The 25,557-nt window shown below is 62.8% G+C and carries 21 protein-coding genes; 12 read left to right on the forward strand and 9 right to left on the reverse strand.

Translation table 11 applies throughout. The features are described from left to right. Positions 1-54 precede the first annotated feature (54 nt). Positions 55-267, reverse strand: coding sequence for a DUF1653 domain-containing protein (locus tag AB5Y98_RS09240; protein WP_010633639.1), 213 nt, complete (start codon positions 265-267; stop codon positions 55-57). Between the two features lie 380 nt (positions 268-647). Between AB5Y98_RS09240 and AB5Y98_RS09245 the strand changes: the two genes are divergently transcribed. After that, on the forward strand, positions 648-1,862 hold the full coding sequence (locus AB5Y98_RS09245; RefSeq protein WP_005302243.1) for a pyridoxal phosphate-dependent aminotransferase: 1,215 nt from the start codon (positions 648-650) through the stop codon (positions 1,860-1,862). Between the two features lie 130 nt (positions 1,863-1,992). Here AB5Y98_RS09245 and AB5Y98_RS09250 read toward each other — a convergent pair whose 3' ends face one another. The 3 genes from AB5Y98_RS09250 to fabV all read right to left on the reverse strand — a co-directional run bounded on the left by AB5Y98_RS09250 (position 1,993) and on the right by fabV (position 6,890). After that, positions 1,993-3,624 (reverse strand): mechanosensitive ion channel family protein, encoded by a 1,632-nt coding sequence (locus AB5Y98_RS09250; RefSeq protein ID WP_123246393.1) that lies wholly within the window; start codon positions 3,622-3,624, stop codon positions 1,993-1,995. 433 nt (positions 3,625-4,057) lie between these two features. Continuing rightward, entirely contained in the window at positions 4,058-5,533 is a 1,476-nt protein-coding gene (locus tag AB5Y98_RS09255) for a YfcC family protein (RefSeq protein ID WP_017782977.1), read from the reverse strand. A 163-nt stretch (positions 5,534-5,696) separates the two neighbouring features. Beyond that, entirely contained in the window at positions 5,697-6,890 is a 1,194-nt protein-coding gene (gene fabV / locus AB5Y98_RS09260) for an enoyl-ACP reductase FabV (protein ID WP_017764212.1), read from the reverse strand. A 325-nt stretch (positions 6,891-7,215) separates the two neighbouring features. Between fabV and AB5Y98_RS09265 the strand changes: the two genes are divergently transcribed. Next, entirely contained in the window at positions 7,216-8,514 is a 1,299-nt protein-coding gene (locus tag AB5Y98_RS09265; protein ID WP_005302254.1) for a PAS domain-containing methyl-accepting chemotaxis protein, read from the forward strand. A gap of 95 nt (positions 8,515-8,609) precedes the next feature. On the opposite strand, the gene AB5Y98_RS09270 is transcribed toward AB5Y98_RS09265, so the two are convergent. Beyond that, a complete protein-coding gene (locus tag AB5Y98_RS09270; protein ID WP_368231786.1) occupies positions 8,610-9,506 on the reverse strand; it encodes a DMT family transporter in 897 nt (298 codons plus the stop codon). A 112-nt stretch (positions 9,507-9,618) separates the two neighbouring features. Between AB5Y98_RS09270 and rsxA the strand changes: the two genes are divergently transcribed. The 8 genes from rsxA to gloA all read left to right on the forward strand — a co-directional run bounded on the left by rsxA (position 9,619) and on the right by gloA (position 17,248). Continuing rightward, a complete protein-coding gene (gene rsxA / locus AB5Y98_RS09275; RefSeq protein ID WP_005302262.1) occupies positions 9,619-10,200 on the forward strand; it encodes an electron transport complex subunit RsxA in 582 nt (193 codons plus the stop codon). Between the two features lie 4 nt (positions 10,201-10,204). Beyond that, positions 10,205-10,768 (forward strand): electron transport complex subunit RsxB, encoded by a 564-nt coding sequence (rsxB, locus tag AB5Y98_RS09280; protein WP_005302265.1) that lies wholly within the window; start codon positions 10,205-10,207, stop codon positions 10,766-10,768. Between the two features lie 2 nt (positions 10,769-10,770). Further along, entirely contained in the window at positions 10,771-13,506 is a 2,736-nt protein-coding gene (rsxC, locus tag AB5Y98_RS09285) for an electron transport complex subunit RsxC (RefSeq protein WP_368231787.1), read from the forward strand. 3 nt (positions 13,507-13,509) lie between these two features. Beyond that, positions 13,510-14,562: an electron transport complex subunit RsxD gene (gene rsxD / locus AB5Y98_RS09290; protein WP_025201512.1), complete on the forward strand. Its 1,053-nt coding sequence runs from the start codon at positions 13,510-13,512 to the stop codon at positions 14,560-14,562. A gap of 112 nt (positions 14,563-14,674) precedes the next feature. Further along, positions 14,675-15,307 (forward strand): electron transport complex subunit RsxG, encoded by a 633-nt coding sequence (gene rsxG / locus AB5Y98_RS09295; protein ID WP_010633633.1) that lies wholly within the window; start codon positions 14,675-14,677, stop codon positions 15,305-15,307. Positions 15,308-15,323: 16 nt separating this feature from the next. After that, positions 15,324-16,082, forward strand: coding sequence for an electron transport complex subunit E (locus tag AB5Y98_RS09300; RefSeq protein WP_017764207.1), 759 nt, complete (start codon positions 15,324-15,326; stop codon positions 16,080-16,082). 14 nt (positions 16,083-16,096) lie between these two features. Next, complete coding sequence (nth, locus tag AB5Y98_RS09305) at positions 16,097-16,738, forward strand: endonuclease III (RefSeq protein WP_017778817.1); 642 nt, start codon at positions 16,097-16,099, stop codon at positions 16,736-16,738. A 96-nt stretch (positions 16,739-16,834) separates the two neighbouring features. Beyond that, positions 16,835-17,248: a lactoylglutathione lyase gene (gene gloA, locus AB5Y98_RS09310; protein ID WP_021467004.1), complete on the forward strand. Its 414-nt coding sequence runs from the start codon at positions 16,835-16,837 to the stop codon at positions 17,246-17,248. A gap of 68 nt (positions 17,249-17,316) precedes the next feature. Here the strand turns inward: gloA and AB5Y98_RS09315 are convergent, their stop codons facing one another. Both AB5Y98_RS09315 and AB5Y98_RS09320 read right to left on the reverse strand, forming a co-directional pair. Further along, complete coding sequence (locus AB5Y98_RS09315) at positions 17,317-18,192, reverse strand: OmpA family protein (RefSeq protein WP_005302285.1); 876 nt, start codon at positions 18,190-18,192, stop codon at positions 17,317-17,319. 68 nt (positions 18,193-18,260) lie between these two features. After that, on the reverse strand, positions 18,261-20,234 hold the full coding sequence (locus tag AB5Y98_RS09320) for a methyl-accepting chemotaxis protein (protein ID WP_368231788.1): 1,974 nt from the start codon (positions 20,232-20,234) through the stop codon (positions 18,261-18,263). 148 nt (positions 20,235-20,382) lie between these two features. Here AB5Y98_RS09320 and rnt point away from each other — a divergent pair, with 148 nt between their 5' ends. Together rnt and AB5Y98_RS09330 are read left to right on the forward strand one after the other, a co-directional pair. Continuing rightward, on the forward strand, positions 20,383-21,042 hold the full coding sequence (rnt, locus tag AB5Y98_RS09325; protein ID WP_017764203.1) for a ribonuclease T: 660 nt from the start codon (positions 20,383-20,385) through the stop codon (positions 21,040-21,042). Between the two features lie 270 nt (positions 21,043-21,312). Then, entirely contained in the window at positions 21,313-22,635 is a 1,323-nt protein-coding gene (locus tag AB5Y98_RS09330) for a Na+/H+ antiporter family protein (protein WP_005302295.1), read from the forward strand. A 380-nt stretch (positions 22,636-23,015) separates the two neighbouring features. Here the strand turns inward: AB5Y98_RS09330 and AB5Y98_RS09335 are convergent, their stop codons facing one another. Continuing rightward, entirely contained in the window at positions 23,016-24,911 is a 1,896-nt protein-coding gene (locus tag AB5Y98_RS09335; protein WP_005302298.1) for a DEAD/DEAH box helicase, read from the reverse strand. 180 nt (positions 24,912-25,091) lie between these two features. Then, positions 25,092-25,553: a hotdog fold thioesterase gene (locus tag AB5Y98_RS09340; protein ID WP_368231789.1), complete on the reverse strand. Its 462-nt coding sequence runs from the start codon at positions 25,551-25,553 to the stop codon at positions 25,092-25,094. Positions 25,554-25,557 lie beyond the last annotated feature (4 nt).

Here is a 25,557-nt window from a genome sequence, read left to right on the forward strand (position 1 = left end):
CACGTTGTAAAAAAGGCGCCATCAGGCGCCTTTTTTCATGGTCGTTCCCCGGCGTCACTCCGCCACCGGGCTGAAGCGGCTCACCACCTGACCCTGATGCTCGATCCACTCCATGAACATGACCACGGGACGGGCATAGACGGCGCCATCCTGCTCCGATTGATAGACCACCAGCTGCTCCCCGGTCTCGGTGTGCAAGGCCAGGGTCAGCACCTGATAATAACCACCCTTGAAGTGACGATAACGACCGGCGGCGGGGGCTTGCATGATGACTTCTCCATGGTGTGGGTACGGGGCCCGGACAAACCTGACAGCACGCGTCAGCTCCTGTTTTTGGCCGCCGTGGGCAAAAAGAACGGCATTTTTCACGCAAGCCAATCGTGCCAGCGAGCGTGAATATTTCAACACAGTCGGGTAGCTTTGTTAATGAGCCCCTCATCTTTCACTGGATAACCTTGGTTCACACAAACGATCGTGCTGAATTTAACGTTTTGGCAACCCGGTTTCAGGGCTAAAAATCAGGGAATTCTACTAAAAAGAGGATTGTTCTAGCATTCAATTCTGTGAAGAATAGGGGAAAAGAAATTTGATACTAAAAACCGCCTTTTTCGCCAACGCGTCCCCATGGGGAAGGAATCACAGTCACCATGTTCACAATCGACAAGTCGCACAAGCTCGACGATGTCTGCTATGACATCCGCGGCCCGGTGCATAAAGAAGCTCGCCGTCTCGAAGACGAAGGCCACCGCATCATCAAGCTCAACATCGGCAACCCGGCTCCGTTCGGCTTCGAAGCGCCGGAAGAGATCATCAAGGATGTGATCCTCAACATGCCCCAGAGCCAGGGCTACTGCGACTCCAAGGGGCTCTTCTCCGCCCGCAAGGCGGTGATGCAGTACTACCAGCAGAAGGGAATGCGCAAGGTCGACATCGACGACATCTACATCGGCAACGGCGCCAGCGAGCTCATCGTGATGGCGATGCAGGCACTGCTCAACAACGGCGACGAGATGCTGGTGCCCTCCCCTGACTACCCGCTCTGGACCGCGGCAGTGACCCTCTCCGGTGGCCATGCGGTGCACTACCGCTGCGACGAAGGGGCCGACTGGTATCCGGATCTCGACGACATCCGCGCCCGCATCACCCCGCGCACCCGCGGCCTGGTGCTGATCAACCCCAACAACCCGACCGGCGCCGTCTACGGCAGTGAGTTTTTGCTGGAGGTGATCGAGATCGCCCGCCAGCACAACCTCATCATCTTCGCCGACGAAATTTACGACAAGATCCTCTACGACGACATCTCCCACACCAGCGTCTGCACCCTGTGCGACGATGTGATGGTGGTGACCTTCAACGGCCTCTCCAAGGCCTACCGCGCCTGCGGCTTCCGCCAGGGCTGGATGGTCATCACCGGACCCAAGGGCCGTGCCAAAGGCTATATCGAAGGGCTTGAAATGCTGGCCTCCATGCGGCTATGTGCCAACGTGCCCATGCAGCACGCCATCCAGACCGCCCTCGGCGGCTACCAGAGCATCAACGAGCTGATCCTGCCGGGCGGGCGCCTGCGCCGCCAGCGTGACAAGGCCTGGGAGCTTTTGAACGAGATCCCCGGGGTCTCCTGCGTCAAGCCCAAGGGGGCGCTCTACATGTTCCCGCGCCTCGATCCCAAGGTGTATGACATTCGCGACGACCAGAAGATGGTGTTCGACCTGCTGCAGCAGGAGAAGCTCTTGCTGGTGCAGGGCACCGGCTTCAACTGGCCGGCCCCGGATCACTTCCGACTGGTGTTCCTGCCCCGGGAAGAGGAGCTGGAAGAGGCCATCGGCCGCCTCGCCCGCTTCCTCAAAGGCTACAAGCAGTAACCGGAACGCGGCGTCTGCCCCGGCCTGCGGCTCGCCAGCAGCAGGCCGACCATAAAAAATCCGAAGCGGTCTGCACCGCTTCGGATTTTTTTATGGCGAGAGAGTCCCGTCGCAAGGCCCGCGTTGCGGGCTATTTCTCCCCGGTGGCCACTTCGACAGGCGGCACGGCGGGGGCCTGATACCACTGCTCGCGGGGCACCAGCACCGCCTGCTCCGGCTGAGCCACGAAATTGGGGGACATGATCTGCACCCCGAACTCGTTGAACACATCCTGGATATGGCCGTGCAGCTCGGTTCTGACCGGGCCGGGCAACAGCCCCTCTTTCATCCGTACCTGCAGCTCGTACTCCACGTACCAGTCCTGCAGATTGAGCTGACGCACCAGCGGGGCCTGCTCCTGATTGATCAGCTGGCAGCGCCTGGCCGCCAGCTCCAGCATGGCGTGCACCTGACGCCAGGGGGTGTCATAGCCGATGGTGACCTTGGTGAGCAGGGCAATGCCCTTGTCGCTTGCCAGCCGGCTCAGGTTGGTCACCTTGCCCCCCACCACCACGGCGTTGGGCAGGGTCACCTCGTGATCGTGGCGCGTCACCAGCTTGGTCGAGAGGGCGCTCAGCTCGGTGACGACCCCCTCCACCTCCCCTATCTGCACCAGATCCCCCGGCCGCAGGGCCCGCGAGTAGATCAGCACCAGGCCGCTCATGGCATGGTTCATGATCCCGGCCGAGCCCAGGGTCACCATCAGACCGAAGAAGACGCTCACCCCCTTGAAGGCGTCCGAATCGGCCCCCGGCAGATAGGGATAGGCGACGGTCAGGGCAAACAGCCAGATCACCACCGAGAGCAGACGGCGGGTCGCCCCTATCGTCTCGGAGTGCAGCCCCTGCACCCGGAAATGGCCGCGCTCGATGCGCGCGAAGATGACCGCCAGCATGCGGATGAACAGCTTGGTCAGCACAAAGATGACCAGCACGGTCGCCAGCCCCGGCATGGCGGCGACGATCCCGCCCAGGATGTTGCTGCACAGCTCCAGCAGGGAGGAGCCCAGCTGATCGCTCCAGATCCGGGTATGCGGGAACAGCCCCAGCACATAGGTGAGCCAGCCATAGGTGAGCAGCAGGATCACCAGCCAGGTGAGCACGCCGATGACGCGGATCTCCAGGTTGCCGAGCACCTGGCGCCATTGATGGGGGATCAGCCCCTTCTGTTGCAGCAGGTTGTTGGCGAACCAGCGACGTGCCCGCTGGTGCCCCCGCCGCAGCAGCTGCACCACCATCAGAAACAGCAGGGTCACCAGCAGCGTCTTGCCCGCCGCCTTGAGCAGGTAGGTGTTGGAGTGCAGCTCCAGCACCTTGACCCGCACATTTTCCAGCCGCAGCCGCACCCGCTCTGCGGCCTGATCCAGGGTCAGCTCATCGAGCCACTCCAGATCTTTTTCCAGCAACACCAGCAGGTGCTTGTCATTGAGCCTGAACTCCCTGGCCTCCTGACCGAGGCGGGTCGAGCTGACCACGGTCACCGGATGGGTCAGATCCTCGGGCTGCAGCTGTCTTACCCGCTCCTTGACGATCCGCACCCGGGCCGCCCCGTCCAGGCGACCGAATTTCGCCTGCAGCATCACTATGGGTTCGTGAAACAGGGTCAGGGTCTGGGCCTGCTCCTGCTCGGTCGGCTCCAGTCTCGGCTCCGCCGCCCACCCGCTATCGACCATGAGCAGGGCCAGCAGCATCCCTGCCAGCCTGATGATCCCTCTGTGCCCCATAACCTCTCCCTCGTGACCGTCCGGTTTCATCATGATGACCACGTTCGGCAACGGACGGGGCAACGGCCCCCTATCCCTCTCCTGGCGTCATCCATGACACATAGGGCTCATCGCCCTCGCTTGCAAAAAAATCGAGTCATAACAAAGATCACCAGCAGTAATAGCACTGCAGTCGCGGCGGCGAAAGGGGCAGCACTGCATTGTGCCACTGTGCTCACTTCGCCTGTCTGGCGCCTCAGTCAGGACTCATATTGATATGCTGCCAGAGGCACGCATAAAAATGAACGCCATGGCGTCCCCTTCCTGATCCATCGCGCGTCAAGGTGGCGAGCCAGCGGCGGCCTTTCACCCTGCTCTGCGCGACATGAATAAACAACAGGGCCGCTCAACCCCGGCTGAGCGGCCCTGTTTCATCGAGACGGCGGTCTGCTTATCACCCCTGCAGCAGGGCCCCTGCCACCAGCACCGCCATGGTGATGAGGGCCACTCCTATGATGAAGGGCAACACCCAGCGCACGAAGCGATCGTAGGGGATCCTGGCGAGCGCCAGCCCCGCCACCAGGTGGGCGGCGGTGGGGGCAAACAGGTTGATCCAGCCGGAGGCGGACTGGTAGGCGGTGATCACCAGATCCCGGGAGATGCCGGAGAAGTCAGCCAGCGGCCCCATCAGCGGCATGGAGACAGTCGCCAGCCCCGAGGTGGAGGGGATGAAGAAGCTCAGGATGATGTGCACCAGATAGGCCATCAGGATGAAGACCGACGAGGAGAGCCCGCTCACCAGCCCCTCGGCCCAGTGCAAGATGGTGTCGATGATGACCCCGTGCTCCATCACCACATAGATGCCGCGCGCCACCGCCACCACCAGCGCCACCCCGATGAGATCCCGCGCCCCGTTCAGGAAGGTTGCCACATAGTTGGACTCCGGCATCCGGTTGATCAGCGCGATCAGGATGGAGGCGCTGAAGAAGAGGGTGGAGAGCTCGTCAAACCACCAACCCAGGGTGGGCAGCAGATCGATCCCCAAATCCGACCAGGGCACCACCGCATAGATCATCAGCAGGAAGGTGCCGAAGAAGACCAGCATGGTGAGCTTCTGCTTGCCGCTGAAGGCGAGGTTGCCGCTCTTCATCTGGGAGAACTCGTCGTCATAGGCGATGTCGGCCAGCACGGAGCGGGACTTGTCCTGCTGCACCTGCCTGGCGTAGCGCATCACGAACCAGGAGGCGAAGATCACCAGCAGCAGCCACTGGATGACCCGCAACCCAATCCCCTCACCGATGGGGATACCGGCAAAACCGGAGGCGATGCCGGTGGCAAATGGGTTGACGGTGGAGGCGAGCACCCCGACCCCGGAGCCGAGCAGGATGATCCCCGCCGCCACCATGCGATCGAAGCCCGCCGCCATCATCACCGGCACGATCAGCGCCCAGAAGGCCACCGTCTCCTCCGCCATGCCGAAGGTGGAGCCACCGAGGGCAAACAGGGCGATGAGCACCGGAATGAGCAGCCGCTCGCGCCCGGCAAAGGCACGGACGATGGCCCCCACCCCGGCATCGAGCGCCCCGCTCTGCATGGTCACCGCCAGAAAGCCGCCGATGATGAGTACGAACAGCGCCACGTCCGCCGCCTTGTGAAAGCCCTGAATGGGTGCCTTGAGCACATCGAATAGCCCCTGCGGCTGGGAGGGGAGCTCGGTGTAGCTGCCTGGCACTGGCAACAGCCGCTCATCGCCGCTGTAGTCGGCCACGGCCGCCGCCGCCACCGGCTGCTGGCTTTTGGCAGTCACATAGTTGTATTTGCCCGCCGGCAGCACCCAGGTGAGGGCCGCCATCAAGGCGATGATGATGAAAAGCAGGGTGTAAACCGTGGGGAGTTGGCGCTTCTTGGGCGCGTCATTTGGAGTGGTCATAGCTTCCGTACCTCGGCAATGCCGTCATGTGATCCGATCACCGCCAGACTAGCGGGTTTGATATGGGAAAAAGGTGATCGCGGATAATAAAATTTCGCAACCTAGCGGGATTTTTGCCAAAAAAACAGGGCCCCGCGGGGCCCCGTTTTCACTTGGGTCAGACTCAGAGTTCGACCACGTCGAACTGCACGTCCGGATTCACGTCCGCGTCGTAATCCACCTCGTCCAGCCCGAAACCGAACAGGCGCAGGAACTCCTGCTTGTAGCCGGTGTAGTCGGTCAGATCCGAGAGGTTCTCGCTGGTGATGGACGGCCACAGGTCGCGGCAGGTCTGCTGCACGTCTTCGCGCAGCTCCCAGTCATCCATGCGGATGCGGGCCTGCTCGTCCAGCGCCAGATCGGCACCGTACAGACGGGTGCGCATCATGCGATCCACCTGCTCCATGCAGCCCTCGTGAATGCCCTTCTCCTTCATGATCTTGAACGCCATGGAGATGTAGAGCGGCATCACCGGAATGGCGCTTGATGCCTGGGTCACCACGGATTTGAGCACGGCCACGTGTGCGGTGCCGCCCTTGGCGGCCAGATCGCCACGGATGGCGGCGGCGGCGCGGTCCAGATCTTCCTTGGCGCGGCCCAGGGTGCCATGCCAGTAGATGGGCCAGGTCAGATCGGTACCGATGTAGGAGTAGGCCACGGACTTGGCGCCGTCGGCCAGCACGCCCGCATCGCGCAGGGCCGCCATCCACAGCTCCCAGTCCTGACCGCCCATGACGGTGATGGTGTTCTGGATCTCTTCCTCATTCGCCGGCTCGACGGTGGCGGTGATGATCTGATCCTTGTTGGTGTCGATGGCGGTGGTGGTGTAGACCTCGCCGATGGGTTTGAGGGCGGAGCGCACCACTTCACCGGTTTCCGGCATCTTGCGCACCGGCGAGGCCAGGGAGTAGACCACCAGATCAATCTGACCCAGATCCTGCTTGATGAGCTCGATCACCTTGGCGCGGCATTCGTTGGAGAAGGCATCGCCGTTGACGCTTTTCGCGTACAGACCTGCCTCTTTGGCGGCCTTGTCGAAGGCGGCGGAGTTGTACCAGCCGGCGGTACCGGTCTTGGTTTCGCTGCCCGCTTTTTCAAAGAAGACGCCGAGGGTGGCGGCGCCGGAGCCGAAGGCGGCGGCAATGCGAGACGCCAGGCCATAACCTGTGGAGGCACCGATCACCAGCACCTTCTTGGGACCATTCTCGATGGTGCCCTTGGCCTGGGTATAGGCAATCTGACGACGAACATTGGCTTCGCAACCGACCGGGTGAGTGGTGGTGCAGATAAAGCCGCGAACCTTGGGTTTGATGATCATGTGTTGTCTCTTATCCGTTTGATGGATGAAATCGGGGCATAAGATACCTCATCTTGCCGCGATAAGGTGCTCTGATGTGTTGAATCGCAGGGAAAATGAGCAAATGGAGGGACAAAAACCACCGTCGCCCCTCCTACCGTCACGCCCTCAGGCGGACTTGCTCCGTTCCCCCTGTTGCCGCTCACCCGCATGGAACAATAAATAATGACAAAACAAGCAGTTCCCCCCAATGGCCACGGCGATGGCCAAAGAACCTGTACTAGTATTCAGACGGTCGGTTATTGTCATGAAGAGCCTCACAGGGGTCTTAACAAGGAGCTCCGCCATGTTTTGGAATCGCACGGGAAATCACGACAAGAGTGAACAAGCGGCAAAGATCGCAGCACTCGGCGCCTTTGAGCAGGCCATCCAGTCACGGCTGCCCTATATCGAATTCACCCCGGAGGGGGTCATCACCTTCGTCAACGATCGCTTTCTCGCCATCGTGGGTTACGGCCGGGAGGAGGTGATCGGCAAGCACCACAGCTCCCTCTGCTTCCCCGATGATGTCAATACCCGGGAATACGAGCAGCTGTGGCAGGAGCTGCGGCGGGGAGAGTCGCGCAGCGGCCGCTTCATCCGTCAGGCCAAATCGGGCAAGGCGGTCTGGCTCGAAGCCAGTTACTTCCCGATCCTCCTCGATGGCAAGGTGAGCAAGGTGGCCAAGGTGGCCTCCAACGTCAGCGAGCAACAATCCACCCTGGAGCGCACCCAGGCGCTGCTGACAGCACTGGACAAGTCCCTGGCCGTCATCGACTTCCAGCCCGATGGCACCGTCATCACCGCCAACCAGAACTTCCTGCACTGTTTTGGCTACCGGCTGGACGAGGTGGTGGGTCAGCCCCACCGCATGTTCTGCGACGAGGAGTTTTATCAGCAGAATCCCAACTTCTGGCGGGATCTCGGATCCGGCGCCATCCAGTCCGGGCTCTTCATGCGCCGCGGCCGCCACGGCGAGAAGATCTGGCTGGAGGCCACCTACAACCCCATCTTCAACCACGAGCGCAAGGTGGTGAAGATCATCAAGCTGGCGAGCGACATCAGCGAGCGGGTGGAGAAATCCATCTCGGTGCGCGAGGCGGCCCAGAAAGCCTGCGCCATCGCCGGTGAGACCGTTTCGAGCGCCGCCAAAGGGCGGGAGGTGATCGACAAGGTGCTGGAAACCTCGGCCCACATCAACAGTTCGGTCAGCGAGGTCACCCGGCAGATAGAGAACCTCAACCAGCAGTCGAGAAGCATAGAGTCCATCATCTCGACCATCAGCAGCATCGCGGATCAGACCAACCTGCTGGCGCTCAACGCCGCCATCGAGGCGGCCCGCGCCGGCGAGCAGGGGCGCGGATTTGCGGTGGTGGCCGATGAAGTGCGCCAGCTGGCGGCCAGAACCTCCACCTCCACCGGCGAGATTGTCTCCGTCATCCGGCTTAACTCTGACATCACCTCCAGGATCACCCAGACCGTCTCTGTGGTATCGGACAAGGCGATGGCAGGTCAGGCCCAGGCCGACATCATCGCCGGCGTCATTCAGGAGATCATCGAGGACGCCAACTCCGTCTCGGAGACGGTCAAAGGGCTCTCCATCTAGCCATTTCGCCCACAACAGACAGGCGACGCCGGTGCGTCGCCTGTTTGCTTTGTCTCCTGTGTTACCCGCCTGCATTTGATGGGGTGCTCCGCCCGTTACCCCTCGGCGGTAACGGCCTGCGCCCCCTTGCGCCTGGCCGGCAGTTGCCCCAGCGCGATGCCCAGCAGCACGGCGCCGCAGGCCACCCATTGCAGGGCATTGAGGGTCTCCCCCAACAGCAGGTAGGCCAGCAGCAGGGTAAACACCGGGATGAGATTGACGTAGGCTGCCGCCAGCGTCACCTTCACCTGGGTCACCGACCAGTTGTAGAGCAGGTAGGCCCCGAGCGTCACGCAGGCACCGAGAAAGACGATGACCGCCATATCCTGCCAGGCCCAGCCTGCAGGCCAGGGCTCGCTGAGGGCGAAGGGGGCAAAAAAGAGGGTGCCGACAAAGGCCTGCAGGGCGGTCAGGGTCAGCACGCTGTAGCGGCTGCAGAGCTTCTTGAACACCACCGAGTAGGTGGCGGCGCAGAACATGGCCGCCATCTCCAGGCTGTTGCCAAGCAGGGCGTTGGGGGCAAACTCATCGGCTCCGCTGCCAAAACCGAGCAGGGCAATGCCGAAGATAGCCACGGCAAAGCCGAGCAGTTGGCGGCGGCTCACCCGCTCCCCGATCAGCAAAAAGGCGACCAGGGCCACCACCAGCGGCAGCAGGGCGCAGACCATGCCCGCCTGGCCGGCGCTGGTGTAGCGCAGGGCGTTGACCTCCAGCAGAAAATAGAGACAAGGCTCCAGTGCCCCCATCAAGGCCAGCCAGCGCCAATCCCCTGGCTGGTAGCGAAAATTGCCGAGATAGCGGTAGCAGCACAGCCAGCAAAGGGCCGCCACGCTCATGCGCATGAAGAGCACCTGACCGAAGCCCCAGACCCCCAGCACATGCTTGAGCGCGATGAAGGAGCTGGACCAGAGCAGCATCGCCAGAGTCAGGGTAAAAATGGGTAAAGGGCGCACGTTTCCTCCATGAAATTGGCTATTTGAATAATAACCATGCGGCCTTGCGGTTGTTAAAAGGCACCTAAAATCAGATAATACCGCCGCCTTCAAACCGGATAACCAACCTGCAATGACTGAGTACCTGCTTTTACTGGTCGGCACCGTGCTGATCAACAACTTCGTGCTGGTGAAGTTTCTTGGCCTGTGCCCCTTCATGGGCGTCTCCGGCAAGCTGGAAACCGCCATCGGCATGGGGTTGGCGACCACCTTCGTGATGACCTTGGCCAGCGCCTGTTCCTATCTGATGGAACACTATATCCTGATCCCGCTGAACATCGCCTACCTGCGCACGCTCGCCTTCATTCTTGTGATCGCTGTCGTGGTTCAGTTTACCGAGATGGTTATCCGCAAGAGCAGCCCCACCCTCTACCGTCTGCTTGGCATCTTCCTGCCGCTCATCACCACCAACTGTGCCGTGCTGGGGGTGGCGCTGCTCAGCATCAACGAGCACCACAACTTCATCCAGAGCATCATCTACGGCTTTGGTGCCGCCACCGGCTTCTCGCTGGTACTGATCCTGTTTGCCGCCATGCGTGAGCGCCTGGTGGCCGCCGATGTTCCCACCCCGTTTCGCGGCGTCTCCATCGCCATGATCACCGCCGGCCTGATGTCGCTGGCCTTTATGGGCTTTACCGGCCTCATCAAGATATAGCGCTATGATTCACATTCTTTTTGCCGTTCTGGTGTTGGCTCTGCTGGCCCTGGCTTTCGGCATCATTCTGGGCTTTGCCGCCGTCAAGTTTCATGTGGAAGCCGATCCCATCGTCGATCAGCTCGACGCCCTGCTGCCGCAAACCCAGTGCGGCCAGTGCGGCTACCCTGGCTGCAAACCCTACGCCGAGGCACTGGCCAACGGCGATCAGATCAACAAGTGCGTGCCCGGTGGCGATGCCACCATGCGCAAGATTGCCGATCTGATGGGGGTCGAACCCCAGCCGCTGGGCGGCGCAGAAGCCGCCGTACCGGTCAAGAAAGTCGCCTTCATCCATGAAGATCAGTGCATCGGCTGCACCAAGTGCATCCAGGCCTGCCCGGTCGATGCCATCGTCGGTGCCACCAAGGCGATGCACACCGTGATCAAGGACGAGTGCACCGGCTGCGATCTCTGCGTCGATCCCTGCCCGACCGACTGTATCGAGATGATCCCGGTGCCCACCACGGTCGACAACTGGAAGTGGGATCTCAACAACGTCACCATTCCGGTCAAGATAGTGGAGTAACCATGCAGTCCTTACTCGAACGCATCAAAGCCGGCACCCTGTGGGATTTTCACGGCGGCATTCATCCTCCCGAGAACAAGGAGCAGTCCAGCCTCACCCCGGTGGTGGACGCGGGCCTGCCGCCCCAGCTCATCATTCCGGTACGCCAGCACGCGGGCCCGGCCGGCGATCTGCTGGTGCGGGTCGGCGACCGGGTCAAGAAGGGTCAGCCACTCACCCGTCATGAGAAGGGGCGGATCGTGCCGGTGCACGCCTCCACCTCCGGCACCATCACCGCCATCGGCCACCATACGGTGGCCCACCCCTCCGGTCTCGACGATCTCTGCATCACCCTCACCCCGGATGGCGAAGATGCCTGGGGCGAGCGCAAGGGCCAAGCCGACTACTGGAATCTGGAGCGGGGCGAGCTGCTCGAGCGCATTCAGCAGGCCGGTATCGCTGGCCTCGGCGGCGCCGTGTTCCCGACCCACAGCAAGCTTGATGGCCGCGGTCAGCTCACCGAGATCCTGATCGTCAACGGGCTGGAGTGCGAACCCTACATCACCACCGATGACCGGCTGATGCAGGAGTACGCCGACGAAATCATGGACGGCATCCGGGTGCTCAAGCACCTGCTCAAACCCAAGCTGACCCTGATCGGGGTGGAAGACAACAAGCCGGCCGCCATCGGCGAGCTGACCCGTCACGCCACCGACGAAGACGTACTGGTCAAGACGGTACCCACCAAGTACCCCTCGGGCGGCGCCAAGCAGACCATAGAGCTGCTCACCGGTCGTCAGGTACCCAAGGGAGGCCGTGCGGTAGACATGGGCATCATGGTGCTCAACGTGGCCACCGTGTTTGCCATCAAGCGCGCCATCATCGACGGCGAACCGCTCATCTCCCGCATCGTCACCCTCACCGGCGATGCCTTCAAGAAGCCGGGCAACGCCTGGGTGCTGCTGGGCACGCCGGTGCGCTGGTTGCTGCAGCGCTTCGAGCTGCAGCCCGAGGCGGATCAGCGGGTGATCATGGGGGGCCCCATGATGGGCTTCACCCTGCCCCACGCCATGGTACCCGTGGTCAAGGCCACCAACTGCCTGCTCTCCCCCACCCGGGCCGAGCTGCCGCCGCCCGGTCCGGAGCAGGCCTGCATTCGCTGCAGCGCCTGTGCCGATGCCTGTCCGGCCAACCTGCTGCCCCAGGAGCTCTACTGGTACAGCCGGGCCAAGGAGTACGACAAGGCAGAAGGGCTCAACCTGTTCGACTGCATCGAATGTGGCGCCTGCGCCTGGGTCTGCCCGAGCGAGATCCCGCTGGTGCAGTACTACAAGATTGCCAAGGATGATATCCGCGAGGCCCGCTCCGAGGCCGAGAAGGCCGAGCGCGCCAAGCAGCGCTTCGAGGCCAAGCAGGCCCGCTTCGAGCGGGAGAAAGCCGCTCGCGAAGCCCGCCATGCCGAGGCGGCAGCCCAGCGGCGCCAGGCTATGACGGCGGCCGGCGGAGAAGATCCGGTAGCCGCGGCCCTGGCCCGTCTCAAGGCCAAGCAGGAGGCTCCCGTCACGGCCGTTGCCGCCACTGCCGAAGGTGTGCCCGACAACAGCGCGGTGATCGCCGCCCGTGAGGCCCGCAAGCGGGAGGCGGAAGCCCGCCGCGCCGCCAAGGCGCTCGACACGGCGCCAGCCATGCCGGGCGATGCCACTGCCACCACAGAGGCGGATCCGAAAAAAGCGGCCATCGCCGCCGCACTGGCGCGGGCCAAGGCCAAGAAGGCAGCCCAGAGCGGTGACACCGAGGCGGCACAGGCCACCCCGGCGGATGCCACAGCGTTAACCAGTGCTGCTGCCCAGAGCGATCCCAAGAAGGCCGCCATCGCGGCAGCCATTGCCCGTGCCAAGGCGAAGAAAGCGCAAGCCGGCAGCGAGGCTGATGCCACCGAACCTGGCGCTGACAGCAGTGCGGCAGCAGCCGAGCCGACCGGCGCGGGGGACGATCCCAAGAAGGCGGCCATTGCCGCCGCCATCGCCCGTGCCAAGGCCAAGAAGGCCGCTGCTCAGGCGCAAGGTGACACTGTCGTAACCGAAGATGAAGAGGCCGTCGCGGCAGCCCCTGCCGCCGTCTCGCAACCTGACGCTGCCGACGCGGATCCCAAGAAGGCAGCCATCGCCGCCGCCATCGCTCGGGCCAAGGCCAAGAAGGCCGCGACTCAGGCGCAAGGCGACGCAGCCGTGAGCGAGGGTGAAGAGGCCGTTGCAGCCGCCCCTGCTACCGACCCACAGCCTGACGCTGCCGACGTGGATCCCAAGAAGGCGGCCATTGCCGCCGCCATCGCCCGCGCCAAGGCCAAGAAGGCCGCGGCTCAGGCGCAAGGTGACGCCGCCATCGCCCGCGCCAAGGCCAAGAAGGCCGCGGCTCAGGCGCAAGGTGACGCCGCCATAAGCGAGGGTGAAGAGGCTGTTGCAGCAGCCCCTGCTACCGTCCCGCAGCCTGATGCCGCCGACGCGGATCCCAAGAAGGCGGCCATCGCTGCCGCCATCGCCCGTGCCAAGGCCAAGAAGGCCGCGGCTCAGGCGCAAGGCGACGCAGCCGTAAGCGAGGGTGAAGCGGCTGTTGCAGCCGCCCCGCAGCCTGACGCCGCCGACGCAGATCCCAAGAAGGCGGCCATCGCTGCCGCCGTGGCCCGTGCCAAGGCCCGGAAACTGGCGGCCGAGGCGGCAGCCCAGGCCTCCCCTTCTCCATCGACCGACAAGAGCCACTGATCCATGTTCAATATCGCGAGTGCGCCGTTTGCCCATAACCGCAGACAGACCCAAACCCTGATGTTGCTGGTGATGCTGGCCTGTCTGCCCGGTTTTCTGGCGCAGACCTGGTTCTTTGGCTGGGGCACCCTGATCCAGATCCTGCTGGCCCTGGTCACGGCGCTGGCCTCCGAAGCCCTGGTGCTGCGCCTACGCCAACGCCCCGTCAAGCCAGCCCTGCTGGATGGCAGCGCGGCGCTCACCGCCGTGCTGATCGGTCTCTCCCTGCCGCCGCTGCTGCCCTGGTGGATGCTGGTGCTGGGCACCGCGTTTGCCATCATCATCGCCAAGCACCTCTACGGCGGACTGGGCCAGAACCTGTTCAACCCTGCCATGGTGGCCTACGTGCTGCTGCTGGTTTCCTTCCCGGTGCAGATGACCAGCTGGCTGCCGCCGTCTAGCATCGCCGCCTACGACATCGGCTTTGGTGATGCGGCCTCGGTGATCTTCACCGGCTTCAGCCTGGATGGCTACAGCATGGCCCAGCTCAAGCAGGGAGTGGACGGACTGACCATGGCCACACCGCTGGATACCCTGAAAACCGGGCTGACCCAGGGCCTCACCGCCGGCGAGGTGATGACCCACAAGGTGTTCGAGGGCTGGGGCGGCATCGGCTGGAGTTGGGTCAACCTCGGCTACCTGCTGGGCGGTCTGTTCCTGCTGCAACAGAAGGTGATCAACTGGCGCATCCCGGGGGCCATCCTCGGCGCCCTGCTGCTGGCCGCCACCCTGGGTTATCTGGTGACGCCGGATGCCACCGCCACCCCCATGTTCCACCTGTTCAGCGGCGCCACCATGCTGGGGGCCTTCTTCATCGCCACGGATCCGGTGAGTGCCAGCACCACACCGCGCGGCCGCCTGGTCTATGGCGTGCTCATCGGGGTGCTGGTCTACCTCATCCGCCGTTTTGGCGGCTACCCGGATGCCTTCGCCTTTGCCGTGCTGCTGGCCAACCTGTGCGTGCCGCTGATCGACAGCCTGACACGCCCCAAAGTCTATGGAGCCCGCCGCAAATGATCTCGACAGCCAACGCCTGCATGGCTTGCTGGACAGACAGCCTGAGCTGTCCCAGCGCCCATGGCGCCCGTCGTATGAGCGTCGCACACACCTCACTCTCAGGAACGATGCAATGTTAAAGAGCATGCGCAAGAACGGCGTCACCCTGGCCATGTTCGCCCTGGCCTGTACCGCCCTGGTGGTGCTGACCAACGAATTGACCCAGGGCCGGATCGCCCATCAACAGCAGCTGGAGAAGCTGCGCACCCTCTCCGCCCTATTGCCGGAGGGGAGCTATGACAACGATCTGGTGGCCAGCTGCAAGCTGGTGCAGAGCAAACGCTATCTGGGCAGCGACCAGCCGATGCCCCTCTACACCGCGACCCTGCAGGGCACCACCACCGGCTATGCGCTGGAAACCGTGGCCCCCGACGGCTACAGTGGGGCCATTCGCCTGATCGTCGGCACCGACGCCAAGGGCACCGTCAGCGCGGTGCGGGTGTTGACCCACAACGAGACGCCCGGTCTTGGCGACAAGATAGAGTTGAAAAAATCTGGCTGGATCAACAGCTTCGTCGGCAAGTTTCTCAACCGCGACAACGAATCCAGCTGGGCCGTGAAGAAGGATGGCGGCGAGTTCGACGCCTTCACCGGCGCCACCATCACCCCCAGGGCCGTGGTCAAGGCGGTGAAGAACCTGCTGTTGCTGCAACAGGAGCACCCCGAGCTGCTGCGGGACGCCCCCGCCTGTGACGCCACCCCCTAACGCCGGAGCACAAGCTATGGAACAAGTTGATGTGATTGACGGGCAGAGCCCGATCAGCGAGAGCAATGGCCGCCGTGAAGAGCTCAAGGAGCTGATGCTGCAGGGGCTGTGGAAGAACAACCCCTCCCTGGTGCAGGTGCTGGGGCTCTGCCCCACCCTGGCGGTCTCCTCCACCTTCACCAATGCGCTGGGGCTCGGCCTTGCCACCATGGCGGTACTGGTCAGCTCCAACCTCGCCATCTCCCTGGTGCGCAACTGGGTGCCCAAGGATATCCGCATCCCGGTCTACGTGATGATCATCGCGGCCCTGGTGACCAGCGTGCAGCTGTTGATGAACGCCTACACCTACGGCCTCTATCAGGCGCTCGGCATCTTCATCGCCCTCATCGTCACCAACTGCGTCATCATAGGCCGGGCCGAGGCCTATGCCTCCAAGAATCCGCCACTGCTGGCGGCCATCGACGGCTTCATGATGGGACTGGGCTTTACCCTGGTGCTGCTGGTGCTGGGGGGCCTTCGCGAGATCATCGGCATGGGCACCCTGTTTGACGGTGCCGACCTGCTGCTGGGTGAGTGGGCCAAGTCCCTGCGCATCGAGCTGTTCCACGCCGACGCCAGCCTGCTGCTGGCGATCCTGCCCCCTGGCGGCTTCATCGGCCTCGGCCTGATGATCGCCGGCAAGAACGCCATCAACGACTGGATGGGCCGCAAGCAGAGTGCCGAAAAGGCCCATTGCAGCGTGCCGGCCGCGGGCGCCCGCGCGACCCAGCTCTGAGCCAAGAGGGAGCCATGAACAACCAGAAACGCAGACTGATCCTGGAGCGACTGCGGGACGACAATCCCCACCCCACCACAGAGCTCAACTTCACCACGCCGTTCGAGCTGCTGATCGCCGTGCTGCTGTCGGCCCAGGCCACCGACGTGAGCGTCAACAAGGCCACCGACAAGCTCTACCCGGTGGCCAACACCCCGCAGGCCATGCTGGATCTGGGGGTGGACGGGCTCAAGGAGTACATCAAGACCATTGGCCTGTTCAACACCAAGGCCGAGAACGTCATCAAGACCTGCGCCATCCTGCTGGAGCGCCACGGCGGCGAGGTGCCGGAGAATCGCGAGGCCCTCGAGGCCCTGCCCGGTGTCGGCCGCAAGACTGCCAACGTGGTGCTCAACACCGCCTTCGGCTGGCCCACCATCGCCGTCGATACCCATATCTTCCGGGTCTCCAACCGCACCGGTTTTGCGGTGGGCAAGAACGTCGATCAGGTGGAGGAGAAGCTGCTCAAGGTGGTTCCGGCCGAGTTCAAGCTGGATGTGCACCACTGGCTGATCCTGCACGGGCGCTACACCTGTCTGGCCCGCAAGCCGCGCTGTGGCTCCTGCATCATCGAAGATTTGTGTGAGTACAAAGAAAAAGTCTACCCCGAGAGCTGATCCGCAGGGCGAGGCCTGGCTCACAGGCGTCTGCGGACCCAGGCCGAGGGCCATGGATTCAAGGCAGTACCAATCACCAACCCGGAGAATTGAGCAATGAGAATTCTGCATACCATGTTGCGCGTCGGCGATCTGCAACGTTCCATCGACTTCTACACCCGTGTGCTGGGCATGAAACTGCTGCGCAAGAGCGAGAACAGCGAATACAAGTACACCCTGGCCTTCGTCGGCTACGGCGACGAGAAGGATGAGGCCGTCATCGAGCTCACCTACAACTGGGGCGTGAGCGAGTACGAGCTGGGCTCGGCTTACGGCCACATCGCGCTGGAAGCGGACGACATCTATGCCACCTGCGATGCGCTGCGCGCCGCCGGTGCCAAGATCACCCGCGAGCCGGGTCCGGTCAAGGGCGGTACCACCGTCATCGCCTTCGTCGAGGATCCGGACGGTTACAAGATTGAACTGATCGCCAAGAAAGATGCCGGCAGCGGCCTTGGCGAGAGCTTCTGATCCAGGCTTGTCCCCGAAAAAACCAAAAAGAGCGCCGAGGCGCTCTTTTTTTATGGCAAAGATATTACTCAGATGGCGCCATTGCGGCCCATGTTGATCACCACCCGCCGGTTCTTGGCACGGCCACCCTCGGTCTCGTTGGAGGCGACGTGCTGCTTCTCGCCGTGCCCTTCCACCGAGATCTTGCCGGGATCGATACCCAGATCGACAAACACCTTCTTGATGGCATCGGCCCGCTTCTCCGAGAGCTTCTGGTTCGGCCAGCGGCCGCCATAGCTGTCGCTGTAGGCGTCGATCACCACCACGTCGATGCTTTTGTCCACCTTCACATACTCGCCGATCATCGCCAGCCGCCGCTTGGAAGCCAGCGACAGCTGATCGCTGTTCTTGTCGTAGGTGAGCACGCTGAAGGCGATGTCGTTGAAACTGTAGGGCAGCAGGCCGTTCACACAGTCCATGAAGGCCTGGTACTTGACCCGGAAATTGACCGAGGAGAGGGAGACCCGCACCGGCCGGTTCTGGCGATACCAGTCGCGATACTGGAAGGTCGGCATGCGCCCCCCCTCCAGCTCGTCCAGCATGGTCCAGGCGGTCTGCCCCTCCACCAGGCCATCAAACTGCTGGTAAAAACGCAGCTGGCTTATCTCCCGACCGGCCAGGCCAGGGCGCCAGATGGGCGGCATGATGCCCAGACTCACCGTCTGGGTCTGGGCCTGCTGGCGCAGCCCCTTGAGTTCGAAGTCCAGATTGATCTTGCGACCGGCGCGGCTGACGAAGGCCCCCGTGCCCCAGCTGGGGATGGGATGCTCGAGCCGGCACTCCACCTGGGTATCAGAGGTCAACCGCCAGACGGATTGATCCAGGCCGGCACCGAATTCGGTGACCCCCGCCTGCAACTGCATACTCACTGATATGCTGACCAACCCCAACACCCAAGCGTTCAACTGCCTGCCCTCCACACGATCTCTGGTTAGGTATCGGCAGGGACAGGACAAGCTTTAGGTCAAAGCGCTCAATGGGGTGAAGATCCGCCCATCAGCTTGAAGCTGGCGATGCGGCCTGCCAGCTCTCGTGCCAGCTGATCCAGCTCAACGCTGTTCTGCTGCAGGGTCTCCGAGTGCTGGCGATGCGCCTCGTACACCTCGCGGATGGTCATCACGTTGTGCTGGATATCGTCGGTGACGTAGCGCTGCTCCTCGGTGGCGGTGGCCACCTGGGCCGTCATGTCGCTCACCTTGCGCACCTCGTTGACGATGTCGGTCAGCTCACTGCCCGCCCGCTTGGCTTCGGTCACGCTCAGCCCCGCCTGCTCGGTCCCCAGGTGCATGGCAGTCACCGCCTGATTGGCCCCCTGGCGCAGACGCGCCAGCATCCGCTCGATGTCGTCGGCGGCCTGCTGGGTGCGCGATGCCAGCGCCCGCACCTCTTCCGCCACCACCGCAAAGCCGCGACCGGATTCGCCGGCACGGGCCGCCTCGATGGCCGCGTTGAGGGCCAGCAGGTTGGTGCGATCCGAGATCTGCTTGATGAGGTTGAGGGCCTCCCCCACCGACTCGGTATCCTGATGCAGGCTGTCCACCAGTTGCTGGGTATCGCTCAGGGTACCCGCCACCAGCTGGATGGCGTCTATGGTCTGATCCACCTCCTTGTCCCCCTGCCGGGCCCGGCCGATGGCCTGCTGGGTCGCCAGCGAGGTCTGGGTGGCATTGCGCGCGATCTCCGCCACCGTCGAGGCCATCTCGGTGGCGGCGGTCGCCACCAGGTCCACCTGACCAAAGCCCCTGGCCACCCCGGCGTTCACCTCGGTGATGACGTTGGCCGAGGCGGCGGCGCTGCGGGTCAACACCTCGCAGGAGCGGCGCACCGCCAGCAACAAGCCTTCTAGGTGTTCGAGGAAGTGGTTCAGATCCCGCGCCAGCGCCCCCAGCTCGTCACCGGATTGCCAGTTGACCCGCACCGTCAGGTCGTTCTCCTTCACCAGCCGCTTGAAGGTCTGGTGCAGCGCCGTGAAGCCCAGATGCAGATCCCGCACCACCCGCCAGCAGACGAAGGTGGTCAGTGCCACGCACAGCAAGACCCCGATGGCAGCCCACCAGAAGTCGCTGGCACTCTGGGCCCGCATCTGGTCGACCCGCTCGGACAGCTGTTGATAGAGGCGATCCTCACTCTGTTTGAGCAGGCCTATCTTGTCGGTACTCAAGGCAAACCAGGCTTCGGCATCCACCCCGAAACCACCGCTGGCCGCCTTGTCGAGCGCCAGTTTCTCCATGGCGGCCACCTTGGCTACCACGGGCGAGGCCAGGCTGTCGGCCAGCAGCTGGCGCTGGGAGAGGCTCGCCACCGCCTGGAAGCGTTCAAGATAAGTATTCTGGGCCGCCAGCAGCGAGATGAACTGCTGCAGCAGCGCTGGCGTGAAGCTGTCTCGGCCGAACACGTTGCTCAAGGTCGCCCGCTCCAGCCCCATCCGCTCCTTGCTCTGCAAGAAGGCGGCATAGGCGTTGGTCTGCAGCGCTATGGTGGCATCCCGGCTGTGGATGCTGATCTGATCCACCACCGCCAGCAGGCGGGAGATGATCCGGCTGTAGACGCCGACCTGCTCCGCCACCTCCACCCCCAGCGCACTGACCCGCTCGCGCATGGCCGTCAGCCCGGCCAGCTCCTGCTGCACCTCGCTGAGCGCCAGCAGGGCCGGGTCTTGTGCAAAACGCTGCAGCAGGCCATCCACCACCTTGCGCTGGGCCGGCAGGGCATCGCGGAACTTGTTGCCGCCAGAGCCGAGGAAGCCGGCCGACATGCCGCGCTCTTTTTGCAGCTCGTGGGCCAGTTGCGCCGCTTCCCGAACCACATCCAGCGCGGCCTGGGCCTGGCTCATCTCCTGTTCGACCCGATAACGCTCATACACGTACCGGCCGGAGAAAAACAGCAGGGCCAGCAGTGGCAGGCAGACAACCAGCAACATCTTGTGCGCCAATCCCAGCTTCTTCATCCTTGCTCTCCATTCCATTGATTGAGTGGTCAATTATAAGCTCGCGTGTCGATAATAGAATCGGCTAGCGCCTGCAGGGCGGCGGAGATGGGACAAGGGCCCGCTTTTTTGCCATAATGCCGCCTCATTTCACGCCGACCGAGATACCATGACCGACGCAGTTCACACCCTCAAGGGCCGTTTTCGTGGCTTTTACCCCGTCGTCATCGATGTTGAAACCGCCGGGTTCAATGCCAGAACCGACGCTTTGCTGGAGATCGCTGCCCATACCCTCAAGATGGACGAGCAGGGCTGGCTCGTGCCCGATCAGATCTTCCATTTTCATGTCGAACCGTTCGAGGGCGCCAACCTGGAAAAGGCGGCGCTCGACTTCACCGGCATCGACCCCTTCAATCCCCTGCGTGGCGCCGTCAGCGAGAAAGAGGCGCTGACCGAGATCTTCAAGGGCATTCGCAAGGGGATGAAGGAGCAGGATTGCGGCCGCGCCATCATAGTGGCCCACAACGCCACCTTCGATCACGGCTTCGTGATGGCCGCCGCCGAGCGGGCCGGCCTCAAGCGCAATCCGTTCCATCCGTTTGCCACGTTCGATACCGCGGCGCTCTCCGGCCTGGCCTTGGGTCAGACGGTGCTGGCCAAGGCGTGCCAGAGCGCCCGCATCCCGTTCGACAACAAAGAGGCACACTCCGCCCTCTATGACACCGAACGCACCACAGAGCTGTTCTGCCATATCGTCAACCGCTGGAAGAGCCTGGGTGGCTGGCCACCCGCTCACCCGGACAACGAGAGTGACGATGCGGGCGAATAAACCCCGATCTCAAGCAGGCTGCCACGGCAGCCGCTTTTCTTTGCACGGTTTGCCTCTGCTGGTTTATTCCTGATCTGGTTTGACCAGAATAGATAATAAAGTGCCATCCAGCGCCTTTTTTCACGCCTCCGACCCCGTTGTCGGCAGCAGAGCGCCGTGAATGCTGCAGATAGGCCATCAGCCTGATTTTTTACTCGACATTTGTCACATTTTTCGCAAACTAACTGCCTTTCACACGACAGACAGCAACACAAACTATAAGGAAATCAAATGAATCCTGTTGTTATCGCAGTGGCGCTGATGCTGGTGCTCAGCCTACTGCGGATCAATGTGGTGGTCTCCCTCGCCATCGGCGCCATCGCGGGCGGCCTGATCGGGGGGCTCACCCTTGAGCAGACGCTCTCCACCTTTACCGGTGGCCTGGGTGGCGGCGCCGAGATCGCCCTCTCCTACGCCATGCTGGGTGCCTTCGCCGTCGCCATCTCCCGTTCCGGCATCACCGATCTGCTGGCCCGCAAGGTGATCAGCCAGCTCGGCAAGGATGCCAGCAGTACCCGCATTCTCTGGGTCAAGAGCCTGCTGCTCGCCTCCGTGCTCGCGGTCTCCGTCTCTTCCCAGAACCTGATCCCGGTTCACATCGCCTTCATTCCCATCCTGATCCCGCCGCTGCTGCACGTCATGGCCCAGATGCAGATCGACCGTCGTCAGGTGGCCTGCGTCATCACCTTCGGCCTGACCGCGACCTACATGCTGCTGCCGGTGGGCTTTGGTGGCATCTTCCTCAACAACATCCTGGCCAAGAACCTGATCGACAACGGCGTGCCGGTCGAGCTCAGCCAGCTGCCGATGGCGATGGCCATCCCGGTGCTTGGCATGTTCTGCGGCCTGCTCATCGCCGTCTTCTTCAGCTACCGCAAGCCGCGCCAGTACGATCTGGAGAAGATCCTGGCCGCCGAGCCGGAGACGGTCGAGCTCAACCTCAGTCACATCTGGGTGGCCCTGCTGGCCATCGCCGTGGCGCTGGGGCTGCAACTGATGACCAACAGCATAGTGCTGGGGGCCCTGGCGGGTTTCGTCATCTTCACCTGTGGCGGCGTCATCAAGTTTCGCGAGAGTCAGGATGCCTTCACCCAGGGCGTGCGCATGATGTCCCTCATCGGCTTCATCATGATCTCCGCCGCCGGTTTTGCCGCCGTGATGAAGGAGACCCACGGGGTCGACAGCCTGGTGCAGTCCGTCGCCGGCATGATGACCGGCCACAAGGGGCTGGCCGCCCTCCTGATGCTGCTGGTGGGCCTGCTCATCACCATGGGGATCGGCTCCTCCTTCTCCACCGTGCCCATCATCGCCACCATCTATGTGCCGCTGTGCATCCAGCTCGGCTTCTCGCCCATGGCCACCATCGCCCTGGTGGGTGCGGCCGGCGCGCTGGGGGACGCGGGTTCGCCCGCCTCGGATTCGACCCTGGGTCCCACCTCGGGCCTCAACGCCGACGGCCAGCACGACCATATCTGGGACAGCGTGGTGCCGACCTTCATTCACTACAACATCCCGCTCATCCTCTTCGGCTGGATTGCCGCCATGGTGCTCTAAGCCGGGCAGCAAGAGACAAGACAACAAAAAGGCGACCTACGGGTCGCCTTTTTGCTGCCTTCATAGTTCCATGTATACGCCGGAATATATGAGCGGACAGGCGAGGTACTTTTCCTTCCTGGCTGCTCTGTCGGCCCTCTCTTGTTCTGCTTCGCTCTCCCCTTCGCGCAGGTTCTGCTCGCAACGGCACAAGGCGGCTCCTGGGCTGGCAACCTTAGTTACCATCCTGCACTTGGCAGCCGATACCGGTGGCAGTGCCAGGCAGCCTGTCGGCGATACCAATGACGCTCAATGGGTGAGCCCCACCAGCACAGCGTGGGTAAACCTCAGGCAATAAAAAGGCCGCTCGATGAGCGGCCTTTTTAGATAACAATCAGAGCTTAGCTGTCGCGGCGCTTGCCACCGAACTTGCGACCCTTGTCGAAACCGCCTTCACGGCGATCCTTGTTGAAGGGACGGTCACCCTGCGGACGGCGATCCTTGTTGAAAGGACGGTCGCCACGGAACGGACGATCACCGCGCGGCGGACGGCTGCTGGTGTTGCCACCGGCCGGCACCTCGGTGTAGCGGCTGATCTGCAGCGGACGCTGGCAGACACGGGCCTTCTTGATCACTTCCAGCACGTCAGGGCTGATGCCCTTGGGCAGATCGACGGTGGAGAAGTCGTCAGCGATGTCGATGTTGCCGATGAAACGGCTCTCGATGTTCGCTTCGTTGGCGATGGCGCCCACGATCTGACCCGGCTTGACGCCGTGATGGGCACCCACGTCTACGCGGTAGCGCTCCATCTCCACGTCCGGGTTGTCTTTGAGCGGACGCGGCTCCAGGGACGGCATGCGACGGGCCGGGCGATCGCCACGGTCACCGAAGTCACGACCGCCGCGGTCGTTGAACTCACGACGCTCGAAACCACCGCGATCGTTGTTGTTGCTGAACAGAGGATCCGGGATGGAGTCATCCAGCAGCAGCGGCTGATCACCCTGTACCAGCTTGGCCAGTGCGGCAGCCAGCTCCAGCGGATCGGCAGAATCTTCTTCGATCAGCTCGTTCACCAGGTTCACGTAGATCTCGAGCTCTTCGCCCATCATGGTTTCGCGAATGCGCTCCTTGAACTTGGCCAGACGGTGCTGGTTGATGTCCTCGGTGCTCGGCATCTTCATCGGCTCGATGGCCTGACGGGTAGCGTGCTCGATGGCGCGCAGCATGCGGCGCTCGCGCGGTGCCACGAACAGGATGGCCTCGCCCTTGCGACCGGCACGGCCGGTACGGCCGATACGGTGAACGTAGGATTCGGTGTCGTACGGAATGTCGTAGTTCACTACGTGGGTGATGCGCTCAACGTCCAGACCACGAGCAACCACGTCGGTGGCGATCAGGATGTCCAGCTGGCCCTGACGCAGCTTGTCAACGGTACGCTCACGCAGCTTCTGCGGGATGTCGCCGTGCAGCGCTTCACAGGCGTGACCACGAGCAGCCAGCTTGCCGGCCAGCTCTTCGGCGGCGTTCTTGGTACGCACGAACACCAGCAGCGCTTCGTAGGGTTCCACTTCCAGCAGACGGGTCATGGCGTCCAGTTTGTGCAGACCGGTCACCTGCCAGTATCGCTGGCGAATGGTGGTGGCGGTCGCAGTCTTGGAGGCGATCTTGATCTCTTTGGGCTGCTTCAGGTGCTTCTGGGCAACGCGACGGATCTGCTCCGGCATGGTGGCAGAGAACAGGGCAACCTGACGACCGGCCGGGCACTGATCCATGATCCAGTCCACGTCGTCGATGAAGCCCATGCGCAGCATTTCGTCCGCTTCGTCCAGCACCAAGGCTTTCAGACCGGAGAGGTCCAGGTTCTTGCGACGGATCAGGTCCATCACACGGCCCGGAGTACCCACGACAACCTGAGCACCGCGACGCAGGGCGCGGGTCTGGGTTTCGTAGGAGGCGCCGCCGTAGATGGGCAGCACGTGGAAATCAGGCATGTGGTGGGCATAGCGTTGGCACGCTTCAGCCACCTGCAGGGCCAGTTCACGGGTAGGCGCCAGCACCAGGATCTGGGTGTTGCGGTTACCAGCTTCCAGACGAGACAACAGAGGCAAGGCAAAAGCAGCGGTCTTCCCTGTACCGGTTTGCGCCTGCCCCAGCAGATCGTGGCCCGCCATCAGGTGGGGAATTGCTGCGGCCTGGATGGGGGACGGGCGCTCATAGCCCACGTCCTGCAGCGCTTTCAGTACAGGCGCGGCCAGTCCAAGCTCACTAAAAAGGGGCAGTTGTTCGGTATCAGACATAGATTCTTCCAGATTAAGGCAGGCGGCTAACACCGCGGAATAGCAAAAAGGCGGCGATTATAGCGCCACTTTGTTCTGCTGTCTTGAAAAATGTGATAGGCCTCTCAAGACGTTGGCAATTATAGAGGGATCTGACGACTATGGCTTGCTTATTTTTCACTCATGGTGCGTGATTGCGGATCACGCTTCGCCAGAGTCCTTGTCTCGCTTGTGCTTGAGCACCGCCATGGTCAACCGGCTGGTGCACAATAAACGACCACGTTCATCGCGAATTTCTATCTGCCACACCTGAGTGGTCGCCCCCAGATGCAGCGGCGCGCAGCGCCCCGTCACCACCCCTTCCCGCTTGGCCCTCAAGTGGTTGGCATTGACCTCCAGCCCCACGCAGTAACTGTCAGGTCCGACCGCCATGTTGGCCGCAAGTGATCCCAGCGTCTCCGCCAGCACCACGGAGGCGCCGCCGTGCAGCATGCCGAGCGGCTGATGGGTGCGGTGATCCACCGGCATGGTGGCCTCCAGCCAGTCAGGGCCAAAGGCGGTGTAGACGATGTCGAGGTGGGCCATCAGGGTATTGCGGGAGCAGGCGTTGAGCCTCTCAAGGCTCATGGGCTTGCGCCAGATGGGGGCGTTCTCTTGACTCATGACG

Source organism: Aeromonas sp. s3, from assembly GCF_040907805.1.
GTDB lineage: Bacteria > Pseudomonadota > Gammaproteobacteria > Enterobacterales > Aeromonadaceae > Aeromonas > Aeromonas dhakensis.